Origin of the sequence: Micromonospora sp. NPDC001898, assembly GCF_042891255.1 — a bacterium.
Classification (GTDB): Bacteria; Actinomycetota; Actinomycetes; order Mycobacteriales; family Micromonosporaceae; genus Micromonospora.
In genome coordinates, this window is sequence record NZ_JBIATC010000028.1 from 21,172 (window position 1) to 36,007 (window position 14,836).

Here is a 14,836-nt window from a genome sequence, read left to right on the forward strand (position 1 = left end):
ACCGATACCGATGCTGATGACCGACGTCCTGATCGTGGGCTACGGCCCGGTGGGTGAGATGCTCACGATCCTGCTGGCGCAGCGAGGTCTCACCGTCACGGCGGTCGAACGGTGGGAGACCCCGTACAACTTCCCGCGCGCCGTCTCCTACGACGGCGAGGCGAGCCGGATCCTGGCCGCCGCCGGGGTCGCCGACCGCCTGGGACCGGTCGTCGAGTCGTCGGGGGAGTACACCTTCAAGAACGGCTTCGGCCGGACCCTGCTGCACGTCAAGGTCGCCGGCGACGGGCCGATGGGCTGGCCCGACTCGGTCTCCTTCTACCAGCCCGGCCTGGAGGCGGTGCTCGCCGAGCGGGGCACGGAGCTGCCCGGGGTCACCGTGCTGCGCCCGTACGTGGTGACGACGCTGACCGAGCACGACGACCGGGTCGAGGTCACCATCGACGGGCCGGAGGGTCCGCAGGTCCGGGCGGCCCGCTGGGTGGTGGGCTGCGACGGCGCCAACAGCTTCGTCCGGGAACACCTCGGCAGCACCGTGACCGACCTCGGCTTCACCCACGACTGGCTGGTCTGCGACGTGGTGCCGAACGAGGCCCGCGAGTTCAAGCCCAACAACCTCCAGGTCTGCGACCCGGCCCGGCCCCGCACCGCCGTGTCCGCCGGCCCCGGGCACCGGCGGTGGGAGTTCATGCGGGTGTCCGGCGAGAGCCGGGAGGAGTTCGAGAGCGTCGACAGCGTCTGGCGGCTGCTCGGGCTCTTCGACATCACCCCGGACAACGCCACACTGGAGCGGTACGGCGTCTACACCACCCAGGCGTGCTCCGCCGACCGGTGGCGCTCCGGCCGGATCCTCCTCGCCGGCGACGCGGCGCACGTGATGCCCCCGTTCATGGGGCAGGGGATGAGTTCCGGGTTCCGCGACGCGCTCAACCTCGCCTGGAAGCTGGACCTGGTGCACCGGGGGCTGTCCGACGAGGCGCTGCTCGACACGTACCAGCAGGAACGCTGCGCGCACGTGCAGCACGCCATCAAGATGTCGATGGACTCCGGAACGGTGATCTGCGAGACGGACCGCACCGCCGCGGCCGGCCGGGACTCGATCATGCTGGCCGAGCTGCGCCGCCGTACCACCCGCGCCCGGACCCGGTCCCTGCTGGAGGCCCTGGTGAGCGGCGTGCTGCACCGGCCGGACGGTTCCGTCGGCCCCGGCCCCGGCGCCGGCGAGCCGATGCCGCAGGGACACGTCGAGGTCGACGGCCGCGCCGGGCTCTTCGACGACGTCGTCGGCACCGGTTTCGCCCTGATCTGCGCCGAGGATCCCGCGGAACTGCTCGACGCGGACGCCCGGGCGTTCCTGGACTCCCTCGGCGCCCGACTGGTGCGGGTCGTCCCCGCCGGCGCCCCCGCCCCCGCAGCCGGCGCCGGGACGACGGTCGAGGACCTCGACGACGTCTACCTGTCCCACCTGAAGCGGCACGACGCGGCAGCGGTGCTCGTCCGGCCCGACTTCTACGTCTTCGGCACGGCGGCCGACCCGGCCGCCGTGCCCGCTCTCGTCGACGACCTGCGTCAGCAGGTCCGACGCGGCTGATCGACAGCCGACCCATTCCGGAAGGAGCACCATGCTCGACAACCTGAAGATCGCGGCGAGGGCCATCCGAACCGTCTTCACCGCCGACCCCGTCACCCGGGTCCGGCGCTTCTACGAGATCCAGGCCCCCGACGTGGAGTTCGCGGCCCGCCGCACCCACTACATGAACGTCGGCTACTGGGAGGACGGTGTCACAGACATCGACGACGCCGCCGAGGCGCTGGCCGGCAAGCTCGCCGACGCCGCCGGCCTGAAGCCGGACGACACCATCCTCGACGTCGGGTTCGGCTACGCCGACCAGGACTTCAGCTGGCTGCGCTCGGGCCGCGTCGGCAAGGTGGTCGGGCTCAACATCACCCCGCACCACATCGAGGCGGCCCAGCGGCGGGCGCAGGAGGAAGGGCTCGCCGACCGGACCGACTTCCGGCTGGGCAGCGCCACCGAGCTGCCGTTCCCCGACGCCACCTTCGACCGGGTCGTCGCCCTGGAATCGGCGTTCCACTTCTACCCGCGCAGCGCGTTCTTCGCCGAGGCGCTGCGGGTGCTCAAGCCGGGCGGCGTCCTCGCCACCGCCGACATCATCCCGGTCAGCGAGAACGTGGTCCGGGCCGCCATCCAGTCGGGCCCGCTGAGCTTCGTCAAGTTCAGCATCCCCAAGGAGAACTGGCACGACCGCGAGACGTACGCCCAGCAGCTCGCCGACGCCGGCTTCGACCGGCCCGAGGTGCAGTCCATCAAGGACCACACCTGGGAGGGCTGGCGGCGCTACATGGCCGACCGGACCAACGACCCGGACTTCCGCGCCGCCGTCAAGCCGGCCGTGCGCAAGAGCATGGCCTCGCACTGGAAGAACCAGGACCTGATGAAGCGCGAGCTGGCCAACCTCGACTACGTGATCGCGGTCGCCCACAAGCGCTGACTCCGCACCGGGCCGAGGGCCCGCCGACCGGTCGACGGTCGACGGGCCCTCGCCCAACTGGGCAGCATGGGGGCTGACGCCTGATGTCGGACAGCGCGGGTTGCCTCAGCGCACTCACCTGCCGCTGATTGCGCGGTCACGCCGAGAAGCTCGTGTCCAGTTGTGGTCAGGCTCGACGCTCGCCAAGAACCTTGCTGAACATCGCAAGGTAGCTGTCATGAGCCAGGGACAGTTCTCCAAGCGCATCTGCGGTGAACCACGCGATGGCATCGTGTTCGTCCGGCGCGACGTTGACCGGAGACCCCGTCCACGCTTCGATCAGCCAGATCTGCATGTCGAACGTGTCGGCACGAACTTCTTGCACGGGCGGACCCGACGGTGCCGAAATGTCAATGCCCAGCTCCTCTCGAAGCTCTCGAGCAAGTGCCGCGCCGGGCAATTCCCCGGGCTCCACGTGCCCACCGGGCAGGTCCCAGACGTCGGGATACCAACGGCGCTGGGGAGATCGGTGACAGAGCAGTACCCGGTTGCCGTCCCGCAGCAACGCCGTGACGATGCGAGCCTTGGGAGAGTCTTCCGCGGAGAGCGACACGGGCGCATTCTGCCACCCCTCGTAAGCCGACATTGTGCCGTGCCGAACGGCGGCCGACATACTGATCTGCCGCCGAGCGGGCGTCAGGGGCCGCACCTGCGAGACCGACAAGTCAGCCGACCGCTCGTGTCGATGTCCGCTAGTCGCTCCTGGGCGACGGTCTGGAATGCTTCGCCCATGCCTTCCTACCCGCCTACCTTCGCCGACCAGGTCGTCGCACAGCCAGCCCGTGTCCAGTTCGAGGCGTTCCTCGACGAGCACCGTGGCGCGCTCAATGGCTGCTTGGACGGGCTGACAGAGCAACAGGTGCGCCGACCGTTGGTGGCCTCCCGCACCACGCTGCTGGGTCTTGTTAAGCACGCGACTTTCGTCGAGAAGGTCTGGTTCAACGAAGCCGTCACGTGCCGGTCGCGTGCTGAGATCGGCATCCCTGCGACGTCGGACGAGTCGTTCATCCTCGATGACGACGACACAATTGCCACCGTCCAGCACGCACACCGCGAAGCCTGCGAAGCATCACGCCGTGCGACGTCATCCCTGGGTCTGGACGACATCCTTCAGGGGCACCGGCGGGGCCCGCTTCCGCTGCGGTGGGTGTATCTCCACGTGCTGCGCGAGCTAGCCCAGCACTGTGGGCACGCAGACATCCTTCGAGAGCAACTCATCAACGAGTAGTGCGCGGACGTCCGCTCATGCCGCTGGTCGGGGGTTCAGTCTGAGGAGCTGTCGCTGGAATGACGTTGCCGTGGCTGACCAGCGAGCAAGTGTCGAACTGCTGGGCAACGACGCCTTGGAGCAGTCGGCGGTGGCGGCCAACTGCACCATGAACCGCGAGCGGCAGATGTCCGGGGTCAACAGCTACACCCGGGAGCTGGGGTTCAACCCTCTCGACGTTCTCGCCGCCGCCGGCCTTGTCGGTGCCGGCCGGGCCGAACCTTCGGCAGCCGCCGGCTGGTTGGATCTGTGCTGCGGCACCGGTCGGGCGCTGATCCAGGCCGCCTGGCAGGGCTGACCGAGCGGACAGTCCTCGTCGGGGTCGACCTGGTCGACGCCTTCGATCCCGTACCGGCACCGCCCCTGAACCTGGAGCTGATCTGCGCCTCCGTCGCCAACTGGGCGCCAACGCGGACGTTCGACATGATCGCCTGTGCACGGACTGCACTATCTCGGCGACAAGCTCGCCGTCCTGACCCGGGCGGCCGGCTGGCTAACTCCCACCGGCCGGCTCGTGGCTGACCTGGACCTGTCCAGCATCCGGCTTCCTGACGGGCGACCCGCGCCTCACCGCCCGACTCCGCGCCGCAAGGGTTTTCCTACAACCCCCGTCGCCGCCGGATCAGTTGCTGTGCCCGGAGGTCCTGGCTGAGCGGCTGCTATCGGCGATCTACGCGCCCGGCGCCAAGACCGGCATTCGGGCGGTCGCCGGATCCGCCGGGCACGATCACGGCGAGGACGACGTCCGCCCGCGCCCGTGTGGTGTCCGGCTGCGGCGCCTGTCCGCAGGCGGGCGCCGCGGGTCAGGTAGCGCGATGGTGGCGGACAGCCGCCGGGCGGCCGCCTGCGATCGGGGCGCTACCGCCGGGCGGCGGCGGCCCGCTGGCGTGCCGATTCGTACAGCACGACAGTCGCGGCGGTCGCCGCGTTCAGGGAGCTGGCGGACCCGAACATGGGGATCCGGACGAGCTGGTCGCATGCCTCGCGCCAGCCGGAGCTGAGGCCGGTGGTCTCGTTGCCGATCAACGTCAGGGTGGGTTGGGTGAAGTCGTACTCGGCGGCGTCCAGGATGCCGCGCTCATCGGTTCCCATGATGCTCATGCCGATACCGTTGGCGCGGACGTCAGCGACCCAGGATAGAACGGCCTGGTGGGAGGGCACCCGGACCACGGGCAAGGCGAACAGCGAGCCGGTGCTCGCCCGGACCGCCTTCGGGTCGTACACGTCGGCGGCGTGGCCGGTGACGATGACGCCGCCGGCGCCGAAGGCGTCCGCCGACCGAACGAGGGTCCCGATATTACCGGGGCTGGTGGGCCGATCGAACACGACGGTGAGCATGGTCGGACCGACCGGGATACGGCGCAGGTTGTCCTCCGGCAGCGCGACCACGGCCAGCAGCTCTGGAACCGTGTCTGCCTTACCTCCCAGTTCGTGCATCAGTTCACGCGAGACGGCGAACTTCTCGGCCCGGACTGTGTCCAGGGCCTCGCATGCCCAGCCGGACAGCTGAGCGCTGGTGTCGTAGAGCAGCTCCCGGATCTGCCAGCCGTGTTCGACGGCCATGGTGATCGGACGCACGCCCTGCACGAGGAACTCGCCGCGTCGCTGCCGCTTGGTCCGATTGCCGAGGAGAGCTTTCCATTGCTGGAACCGCGCATTGCGGCCACTCACTCGCAGAACCACTACCAACCCCGCCTCCGTCGCACGTAGCCCGCCCCTGCCCTGCCTGCCCTGCCCTGCCTGCCACACTTCACCGGTCTCGGGGCGCTGTGCTGGATGCCGGCCGGGATCCGCCACGTACGCCTTCTTCCGGCACCGCACTGACGACGGCAACCTCACCGGCGCCGCGCCTTGGACCTCACCCTGGCTCCCCGAGGTTCCCGACAAGACCTTCGGCCAGGCGCTCAGGAACGGACGGAGCAAGTCGCCCCGGCGCGGCGGTCGGCGCCGTCCCCGTCCGGACCGAGGGCGTCCTGTCCGAGACCTCGACGGATAGCGATCTCCACGGGCGAGTACGCGCCGTCGGCCCGCTCCAGTTCGTACGGTGCGGCTGGCATCAGCGGCGGTTGGGCCATGAAGCGAGGCCGCGCTCCGTGGTGCGGTTGCGCCGCGTGTACCAGGAATGGATGGCACAGGAAGACGTCGCCCGGAGATCCGGTGGCGAGGGCGATCGGCCGGTGCTCGGACGCCGCCACCAGGTCGGGCGCAAGGGCCAGTCCGCTCGCTCCGTCCTCCCCGTACTTCTCCAGCACCTTCGGCACGTCGAGGTGTGAGCCGACCCGGATCCGGGTCGGGGCGTCCTTCTCACCGACGTCACTGAACAGGAACAGCATCAGCAGTGCCCGGCCCCGGGAGCGCACATTGGTGAAGTACCAGCTCTCGCCCTCCGGCAGATAGCTGCCCTCGATGTGCCAGCCCGCGTCGTCCGGCTCCTCTTCGTGCGGGAAGCGCAGCGGGAACGTGCCCAGCGAGTAGCGCGGCTCCCAGCGTCCCGCGCCGACGAGCAGGTCGTACGCGTGATGGAGGAACGGGGAGTTGGGAGCGGCGGCGAACGGCCCCTGCGCCATGCCGGGCACCCAGTGCACGGGCTGCGTCCACGTCGCTGGATCGTCCGGGTCGCAGCCCGTCTCCCGCCACAGCAGCCCCGCGCAGTCCGCTGCCACGCGCGGCGCGACGGTGCCCTCCAGCTTTACGAAGCCGTCGCGAAGAAAGCGGGATACCAAGGTCGTGTCATCCATGCCCCCATCGTGCGGCGGCACCGGTCTCGATCACCCGACATTTTCCACGCCGCTTCTGTCGGGTGCCCCCGGTGCGCTGCGACCAAGGTTGACGTCGGACGGAGGCTTGACGATCTCGGCACTTCGTCTGACCGTCGAAGGGAGCGAACACGTGGACACCCGCATCGTCGACCATCCCGAGTTCCGGCTCGTGGGGCACGCGGCCCGCGTTCGGCTGGTCCGTCAAGGCATCAACCCGCACATCCAGCGGCACGTCACCGCACTGCCGAGGGAGGAGCACCTGCGCTTGAAGGCTCTCGGCAACACTGAGCCGAGCGGCCTGCTCGCGGTCAGCGACGACCTTGACCCCGACTACGCCGAGGGCAGCGAGCTGACCTACCTTCACGGGGTCGCCGTGTCCCCGGGTACGCCGGTCCCCGGCGGCCTCGACATCATCGAAGTTCCGGCCGGCAGATGGGTGGTCATCCGGACCACGGGGCCGCATCCGCAGACCCTGCAGAAGGCCTGGGCCACGGCCGCAGCCGCGTGGTTCCCGTCCAACCCGTGGCGTTTGCGGCCAGGTCCGGAAATCGTCGCGGTGCTTGAGCCTACGAACGACTTCAGCACCGCGACCTGTGAACTCTGGCTGCCCGTCGAACCGGCGTGACGATCTGGCGAGCATCCAGACAGCATCAGGGGTCCGGCCCGGCGGCCAACAGGATGGCCCGGCCGCGGCAACCGAGCGCGAAGATCCGGATCTGCCGCCGATTGGGCGTTGGCATTCGTTGATCAGGTCGGACGGGGTTGCCTGGCCGGTTGCAGACGGTGGGCCGACATGCCTTCGTCTGATGTGTCAGGATTCCGCTGTGGCAGTGATCGAGGTGGTCATGGGTGACATCACGCGGGAGAACGTCGACGTCATCGTCACCGCCGCGAATGAGTCCCTTCTGGGCGGCGGTGGTGTCGACGGCGCGGTCCACCGCGCTGCCGGACCTCGTCTGGCCCAGGCTGGGGGTGCGGTCGGCCCTTGCGATCCGGGTGACGCGATGGCGACCCCGGCGTTCGACCTCGACCCACCGGTGCGGCACGTCATCCACACCGTCGGGCCGGTCTGGGAAGGCGGCGGCCACGGTGAAGCCGAGGTTCTGGCCTCCTGCTACCGCAGGAGCCTGCAGATCGCCGATGAACTCGACGCCCGGATCGTGGCCTTCCCCGCGATCGCGACCGGCGTGTACGGGTTCCCTCCCGACCAGGCCGCCCGGATCGCCGTAGCGACGATCAGGTCCGCACCGACGAACGTTCAACGGGTACGACTCGTCGCATTCGACGAAGAAGCCCGAAAGCACCTACAGGCCGCGATGGCAGCCACAGGCTGAGCCGTCCGGATCTGCCGCGACCCGCGCTCTCGCCGAGCTACCCGACCTCGTCGGCTGGGTGGCGCACGATCTCGACGATCACGACATGGCGCGCCGGCACCTCACCCAGAGCCTCGTCCTGGCCCGGCGGACTGACTCGCTGCCGCTGCTGGTCAACACGCTGTATCGCCTCGGGCGGGTCAGCCTGCACCAGGAGCAGCCGGCCGAAGCGCTTCAGCTGTTCGGCCTTGGGCAGCTCGCGGCGCAGCAAGTACCCGCCGTCGAGCAGCTCAGTAGCCAGCTGGACCGAACGTCGTGTGCTGGCCGGGGGCCATCCACGGACACCGAGGCTTCGGTCAGTGGGCCGGAGTGGCCGCCAGGGCCGTCGAGATGGCCCGCAGCACCGCGGCCTGCTGGTCGGCCAGGAAGAAGTGGCCGCCGGGGTAGACCTTCAGGTCGAACTGGCCGGTGGTGTGGGTCGACCAGGCGCGGGCCTCGTCGACCGTGGTCTTCGGGTCGTTGTCGCCGGTGAAGGCGGTGATCGGGCAGCTCAGCGGCGGCCCTGGCCGGTAGGCGTACGTCTCGGCGGCCCGGTAGTCGCTGCGGATGGCCGGCAGCGCGGCGCGCAGCAGCTCCTGGTCGCCGAGGATGGCGGCGTTGGTGCCGCTCAGCTTGCGCACGTCCGCCAGCAGGCCCTCGTCGCCGAGCAGGTGCACCGTCTCGTCCCGGGGGCAGGACGGCGCGCGGCGGCCGGAGGCGAACAGGTGGGCGGCCGACCCGCCGTCCTGCTCGATCAGCCGGGCCAGCTCGAAGCCGACGCTCGCACCCATGCTGTGCCCGAAGATGGCCACCGGCTCGTCGAGCCACGGCCGCAGCACGGAGTGAACCTCCCGGGCCAGCTCGTGGATGTCGTCGATGCACTTCTCCTGCCGCCGGTCCTGCCGCCCCGGATACTGGATCGCCAGCACCTCCAGGCTGGGGGAGAGGCTGCGGGACACGGGGAAGTAGAAACTGGCCGAGCCGCCGGCGTGGGGCAGGCACACCAGCCGCCTGGTGCCGCTCGGCGCCGGGTGGAAGCGTCGCACCCACAGGCCGTTGTCGGTTTCTGGCGAGGTCATCCTCTGCGGTCCTTCCGGCGGTGAAATCGCTGACGGGATCGGCGCGGACCCGGTCGAGGCGACGCTAATGCGACGGACCGGGGCCGGACACCCCTAGCTGCCGCTACGCACGGTTAGGGGTTGTCCCACCTTACGCGCACCCAATAACTTCTCCCCGCAGATGGGGATCCTCGTGGCTCTCGGCCGAGCGAGCCGAACGACAGATACAGGTGTCGCCTGAGAACGACTGCGCATTCGTACCGTCGCCTACGTCGAGGCTCCGCCGTGCATCGCGATGGGCTGGGTTGATGGACACCGAAGACAAGCTCCGGGAGTACCTGAAGAGAGTCACCGCCGATCTGCGGCGAACCCGGCAACGCCTACGCGATGTCGAGGCCGAGGCGCAGCAGCCGATCGCCATCGTCGGCATCGGGTGCCGGTTTCCCGGCGGGGTCCGCTCGGCCGAACAGCTCTGGGACCTCGTCGCCGCGGGCGGCGACGCGATCACCTCGTTCCCGGCCGACCGGGGCTGGGACCTCGGGACGCTGTACGACCCCGAGCGCTCCCGGCAGGGCACCTCCTCCGTCCGCGAGGGAGGCTTCCTCCCCGACGCCGCCGAGTTCGACGCCCGGCTGTTCGGGGTGTCACCCCGCGAGGCCCTCGCGATGGATCCGCAGCAGCGCCTGCTGCTGGAGACGTCCTGGGAGGCCGTCGAGTCGGCGGGCATCGACCCCACCAGCCTCAAGGGCGGCCGGGTCGGCGTCTTCGCCGGCATGACCCACAGCGGGTACGCCCAGCCGCCCGACGCGCCGCCCGCCGGAGTGGTGGACTACCTCGGCCTCGGAAACGTGGGCAGCATCGCCTCCGGCCGGGTGGCGTACACGTTCGGCTTCGAAGGGCCGGCGGTGACGCTCGACACCGCCTGCTCGTCCTCCCTCGTCGCGCTGCACCTCGCGGTGCGGGCGCTGCGTTCCGGGGAGTGCGACCTGGCGCTCGCCGGCGGCGTGACGGTCATGCCGACCCCGGCGGTGTTCGTCGACTTCTCCCGGCAGGGCAACCTTTCCCCGGTGGCCCGGTGCCGGGCCTTCGCCGAGGCCGCCGACGGCACGGCGCTAGCCGAGGGCGTCGGCGTGCTGCTCGTGCAGCGGTTGTCGGATGCGCGGCGGGAGGGTCGGCGGGTTCTGGCGGTGGTGCGGGGCACGGCGGTGAATCAGGACGGTGCGTCGAACGGTCTCACCGCGCCGAATGGTCCGTCGCAGCAGCGGGTGATCCGGCAGGCCCTCGACAGCGCAGGGCTGTCGCCGGGGGACGTGGACGTGGTGGAGGCGCACGGTACGGGCACCACGTTGGGTGACCCGATCGAGGCGCAGGCGTTGCTGGCCACCTACGGGCAGGGTCGGGACGAGCCGCTGTTGTTGGGGTCGGTGAAGTCGAACATCGGTCACACCCAGGCGGCGGCGGGCGTCGCGGGCATCATCAAGATGGTCATGGCCATGCGGCACGGGGTGGTGCCGGCGACCCTGCACGTGGACGAGCCGTCGTCGCACGTGGACTGGTCGTCGGGCGCGGTGGAGCTGGCGACGCGGGCGAGGCCGTGGCCGGGGGTGGACCGGCCGCGCCGGGCGGGGGTCTCGTCGTTCGGCATCTCGGGGACGAATGCCCACGTGATCCTGGAACAGCCCGAGGACGAGCCCGAGCCCGTGGAGGAGCCGGTCCCGCAGGCGCGGGCGGTTCCCGGGCTGCCGGTGCCGTGGGTGGTGTCGGGTCGCTCCGAGCGTGCGTTGGTGGGTCAGGCGGCGCGGCTGGCGTCGTTCGCGCGGGGCCGGTCCGATCTGGCGGCGGTGGACGTGGCGTGGTCGTTGGTGTCGTCGCGGGCGGCGTTGGAGCACCGCGCGGTGGTGTGGGGCTCCGGCGTGGACGAGTTGGTGGCGGGCCTGGAAGCGGTGGCGGCCGGGAATGCGGTGGCGTCGGGTGTGGTGTCGTCGGGTCGACGGGCGGTGTTGTTCACCGGTCAGGGCTCGCAGCGGGTCGGGATGGGTCGGGAGCTGTACGACCGGTTCCCGGCGTTCGCGGAGTCCTTCGACCGGGTGTGCGGGCTGATCGACGCCGAGCTGCCCGGCTCGTTGCGGGACGTGGTGTGGTCCGGCGGGCCGTCGGCCGCGCTCGACCGGACGGTGTTCGCGCAGGCGGGGCTGTTCGCGGTCGAGGTGGCGTCGTGGGACCTGCTGCGGTCGTGGGGGGTGCGGGTCGACTTCCTCGCCGGTCACTCGGTCGGTGAGGTGACGGCGGCGTACGCGGCGGGGATGCTGTCGCTGGAGGACGCGGTTGTCCTGGTGGCGGCGCGGGGCCGGCTGATGCAGGCGTTGCCGGCCGGCGGAGGCATGCTCGCGGTGGGCGCGCCCGAGGAGCGGGTGCGCGGGCTGATCGACGAGCTGGGCGCGGCCGTCGACGTGGCGGCGGTGAACGGCCCGGCGGCGGTGGTGGTGTCCGGCGCGCTCGACGAGATCGAGACGGTGGCCGCGGCCTGCCGGGACCGGGAGTGGCGCAGCAAGCCCCTCGCCGTGTCGCACGCGTTCCACTCCCGGCTGATGGAGCCGATGCTCGACGAGTTCGCGTCCGTGCTGGCCGGGCTGACCTGGCGGCCACCGGCCGTGCCGATCGTGTCGAACCTGACTGGCGCCGTGGCGGATCCGGCGGAGATCGCCGACCCCGGCTACTGGGTGCGTCACGTCCGGCAACCGGTGCGGTTCGCCGACGCGGTCCGCTGCCTGCGGGAACAGGACGTCACGCTGTTCCTGGAGATCGGCCCCGACTCCGTGCTCACCACGATGGCGCGGGACTGCGTCGAGGCGGCGGACGACGTCCGGTTCGTCCCCACGATGCGGGTCGGGCGATCCGAGGCCGACACGGTGCTCGCCGCGCTGGCCGACCTGCACGTCGCGGGCGCGTCCGTCGACTGGGCCGCGTACCTGACCGGGACGGGGGCCCGCCCCCGGCGGACCGAGCTGCCCACGTACGCCTTCGACCACCAGCGGTACTGGCTCAACACCACCGACCCCGCCGACGTCGGGGCACCCGGCCTCGGCGTACGCGCCGTGGACCACCCGCTGCTCGGCGCCGCCGTCACGGTGGCCGCCGACGACGCCCGGATCTTCGGCACGGAACTGTCCGTCCGGACCCACCCGTGGCTCACCGAACACGTCGTCTGGGACTCCGTGGTGGTCCCCGGCGCCGCCCTGGTCGAGCTGACGATGCACGCCGGCACCCGGGCCGGCTGCGACGCGCTGGACGAGCTGACCCTGGAAGCGCCGCTGGTCCTGCCCGAGCAGGGCGCCCGGGCCGTGCAGGTGCACCTCGGCCCCGCCGACGACGAGGGTCGCCGGCCGGTCACCGTCCACTCCCGGGCCGCCGAGGACCCCGACGCGCAGTGGACCCGGCACGCCACCGGCTTCGTCGTCCCCGCGCCGCCGGACCGGTCCGACGACCCGTCGCCCTGGCCGCCGGCCGACGCCACCGGCGTCCCCGTCGACTCCGTGTACGCCGAGCTGTCCCGGCTCGGCGTCGAGTACGGCCCGCTGTTCCGGGGCCTCCGGTCGATCCGGCGCGCCGCCGACGAGGTGTACGCCGAGGTGGCGCTGCCCGACGGCACGGAGGTCACCGGATTCGGCGTACACCCGGCGTTGCTGGACGCCGCGCTGCACGTCGTCGGCCTGCTCGACGACGACCCCGACGCGACCGGGGTCCGGCTGCCGTTCGCCTGGACCGGCGTCACCCTCTCGGCGGTCGGCGCGACGGCCCTGCGGGTCCGCGCCCGCCGCAGCGGCGGCGGGGTGACCCTGACCCTGACCGACCCGTCCGGCGCCCGGGTCGCCCGCATCGCCTCGCTGGTGTCCCGCCCGGTCACCGCCGACCAGGTCCGCGCCGCCGGCCCGACCACCGACGCGCTGTTCGACCTCGCCTGGCGGGACGTCCCGCCGGCCGACGCCGCGCCGCACCGGGCGGTGTTGCTCGGCGTCGGCGCGACCGGCCCCGCCGGCCTGCCCCGGTACGGCCTCGGCGAACTGGCCGCGGCGGTGGCCGACGGCCGGCTCGACCCGGACCTGGTGCTGCTGCCCGCGTACCGGGACGACGCGCCCGCCCCGGTACCGGCCGCCACCCGGGCCCTGCTGGCCGACGTGCTGGCCACCGTGCAGGGCTGGCTCGCCGACGACCGCCTCGCCGACCGGCGGCTGGTCGTGCTGACCCGCGGCGCCGTCCCCGCCGGCGAACCCGGCCGGGTGACCGACCTCGCCGGCTCGGCGGTGTGGGGCCTGCTCCGCTCGGCGCAGGCCGAACACCCCGACCGCTTCGTCCTCGTCGACGTCGACGTCGACCTCCCGGTCGACGCGCTGGCCCGCGCCGTGGCCACCGGCGAACCCCAGCTCGCCGCGCGGGGCGACCGGGTGCTGGTGCCCCGGCTCGCGCCCGCCGAGCTCGACCCGGCGCTGGGCGCCGAACTCCACCCCGACGGGACGGTCCTGGTCACCGGCGCGACCGGTGCCCTGGGCGGCCTGCTGGCCCGCCACCTCGTCGCCACCCACAAGGCGCGCCACCTGCTGCTGGTCGGCCGGCGGGGCCCCGCCGCGCCCGGCGCGGCGGAGCTGCTCGCCGACCTGGCCGGGATGGGCGCGCAGGCCCGGCTGGTGGCCGGCGACGTGGCCGACCGGGACACCCTCGCCGCGCTGCTCGCCGCCGTGCCCGCCGAGCACCCGCTCACCGGCGTGGTGCACGCCGCCGGGGTGCTCGACGACGCGGTGGTGTCCGCGCTGACCGCCGACCGGATGGCGACCGTGCTGTCCGCGAAGGCCGACGCCGCCTGGCACCTGCACGAGCTGACCCGGCACCTGGACCTGCCGCTGTTCGTGCTGTTCTCCTCGGTCGCCGGCACCCTCGGCGGCCCGGGGCAGGGCAACTACGCCGCCGCGAACGCGTTCCTCGACGGCCTCGCCCACCACCGCCGGGCCGCAGGTCTCGCCGCGACCTCCCTGGCCTGGGGGCTGTGGGCCGAGGCCAGCGGGATGACCGGGAACCTCGACGCCGCCCAGCGACAGCGGCTCAGCCGCAACGGCCTCAACCCCCTCGGCACCGGCCAGGCGCTCGCCCTGTTCGACGCCGGCCTGCGCGGCGGCCGACCCCACCTGGTGCCCGCGCTGCTCGACGTCGCCGCGCTGCGCCGCCAGTCCGACACCGGCAACCTGCCCGCGCCGCTGCGGGGGCTGGTCCGCGCCCCCCGCCGGGCGGCCGGCGCGATCGGCTCCGGCGGCACCGGGCCGTCCTTCACCGAGCGGCTCGCCGGCACGCCCGACGCCGACCGCGGGCGGCTCGTCGAGGACCTGGTCAAGGGGCAGGTCATCGAGGTGCTCGGCTACCCGTCGTCGACCGTCATCCCGTCCGGGCAGACGTTCACCGGCCTCGGCTTCGACTCGCTCACCGCCGTCGAGCTGCGCAACCGGCTCACCGCCGCCACCGGCGTCCGGCTGCCCGCCAGCCTGATCTTCGACTGCCCCACCCCGGCGGCCCTGGCGGACTTCCTGCTCGCCGACGTCGCGCCGTCCGGCCCGGCGTCGACGCTGCTGGCCGAACTGGACCGGCTGGAGGCCGCGTTCGCCGCCACCGGACCCGACGACCTGGAACGGCTCGCCGCCGACGAGGAGACCCGCACCGCCGTCGCGAACCGGCTCAAGGCCCTGGCCACCCGCTGGAGCGACGCCACCGGTGGACCCGGCGACGTCACCCAGGCCATCGACGACGCCTCGGACGACGAACTGTTCGACCTCATCGACCAGAAGTTCGGGCGCTCCTGACCACGAAT

General features: G+C 72.1%; 12 protein-coding genes. 7 read left to right on the plus strand and 5 right to left on the minus strand.

All coding sequences use genetic code 11. The features are described 5' to 3' along the window. The first annotated feature begins 10 nt into the window (after nt 1-10). Together ACFYZF_RS28855 and ACFYZF_RS28860 are read left to right on the plus strand one after the other, a co-directional pair. Nucleotides 11-1,591 (plus strand): bifunctional 3-(3-hydroxy-phenyl)propionate/3-hydroxycinnamic acid hydroxylase, encoded by a 1,581-nt coding sequence (locus ACFYZF_RS28855; protein WP_387026045.1) that lies wholly within the window; start codon nt 11-13, stop codon nt 1,589-1,591. 31 nt (nt 1,592-1,622) lie between these two features. Then, entirely contained in the window at nt 1,623-2,510 is an 888-nt protein-coding gene (locus ACFYZF_RS28860) for an SAM-dependent methyltransferase (protein ID WP_387026047.1), read from the plus strand. A 166-nt stretch (nt 2,511-2,676) separates the two neighbouring features. Here ACFYZF_RS28860 and ACFYZF_RS28865 read toward each other — a convergent pair whose 3' ends face one another. After that, nucleotides 2,677-3,102, minus strand: coding sequence for an NUDIX domain-containing protein (locus ACFYZF_RS28865; RefSeq protein ID WP_387026049.1), 426 nt, complete (start codon nt 3,100-3,102; stop codon nt 2,677-2,679). Nucleotides 3,103-3,279: 177 nt separating this feature from the next. Between ACFYZF_RS28865 and ACFYZF_RS28870 the strand changes: the two genes are divergently transcribed. Next, entirely contained in the window at nt 3,280-3,777 is a 498-nt protein-coding gene (locus tag ACFYZF_RS28870) for a DinB family protein (RefSeq protein ID WP_387026051.1), read from the plus strand. Between the two features lie 70 nt (nt 3,778-3,847). Continuing rightward, nucleotides 3,848-4,114, plus strand: coding sequence for a hypothetical protein (locus ACFYZF_RS28875; RefSeq protein WP_387026053.1), 267 nt, complete (start codon nt 3,848-3,850; stop codon nt 4,112-4,114). A 560-nt stretch (nt 4,115-4,674) separates the two neighbouring features. Here ACFYZF_RS28875 and ACFYZF_RS28880 read toward each other — a convergent pair. Then, nucleotides 4,675-5,505 carry a TrmH family RNA methyltransferase gene (locus ACFYZF_RS28880; RefSeq protein ID WP_387026055.1) on the minus strand — a complete coding sequence of 277 codons (831 nt, stop codon included), beginning with the start codon at nt 5,503-5,505 and terminating at the stop codon, nt 4,675-4,677. Nucleotides 5,506-5,720: 215 nt separating this feature from the next. Continuing rightward, nucleotides 5,721-6,554 carry a phytanoyl-CoA dioxygenase family protein gene (locus ACFYZF_RS28885; protein ID WP_387026057.1) on the minus strand — a complete coding sequence of 278 codons (834 nt, stop codon included), beginning with the start codon at nt 6,552-6,554 and terminating at the stop codon, nt 5,721-5,723. 151 nt (nt 6,555-6,705) lie between these two features. Here ACFYZF_RS28885 and ACFYZF_RS28890 point away from each other — a divergent pair, with 151 nt between their 5' ends. Beyond that, nucleotides 6,706-7,200: a GyrI-like domain-containing protein gene (locus ACFYZF_RS28890; RefSeq protein ID WP_387026059.1), complete on the plus strand. Its 495-nt coding sequence runs from the start codon at nt 6,706-6,708 to the stop codon at nt 7,198-7,200. A gap of 199 nt (nt 7,201-7,399) precedes the next feature. Further along, nucleotides 7,400-7,909: an O-acetyl-ADP-ribose deacetylase gene (locus ACFYZF_RS28895; protein ID WP_387026061.1), complete on the plus strand. Its 510-nt coding sequence runs from the start codon at nt 7,400-7,402 to the stop codon at nt 7,907-7,909. A gap of 37 nt (nt 7,910-7,946) precedes the next feature. Here ACFYZF_RS28895 and ACFYZF_RS28900 read toward each other — a convergent pair whose 3' ends face one another. Further along, complete coding sequence (locus ACFYZF_RS28900; protein ID WP_387026063.1) at nt 7,947-8,159, minus strand: hypothetical protein; 213 nt, start codon at nt 8,157-8,159, stop codon at nt 7,947-7,949. Between the two features lie 85 nt (nt 8,160-8,244). Continuing rightward, nucleotides 8,245-9,006, minus strand: coding sequence for a thioesterase II family protein (locus tag ACFYZF_RS28905; RefSeq protein WP_387026065.1), 762 nt, complete (start codon nt 9,004-9,006; stop codon nt 8,245-8,247). 284 nt (nt 9,007-9,290) lie between these two features. Here ACFYZF_RS28905 and ACFYZF_RS28910 point away from each other — a divergent pair, with 284 nt between their 5' ends. After that, the gene (locus tag ACFYZF_RS28910) at nt 9,291-14,828 is read left to right on the plus strand and encodes a type I polyketide synthase (protein WP_387026066.1); all 5,538 of its coding nucleotides are present in this window, start codon (nt 9,291-9,293) and stop codon (nt 14,826-14,828) included. Nucleotides 14,829-14,836 lie beyond the last annotated feature (8 nt).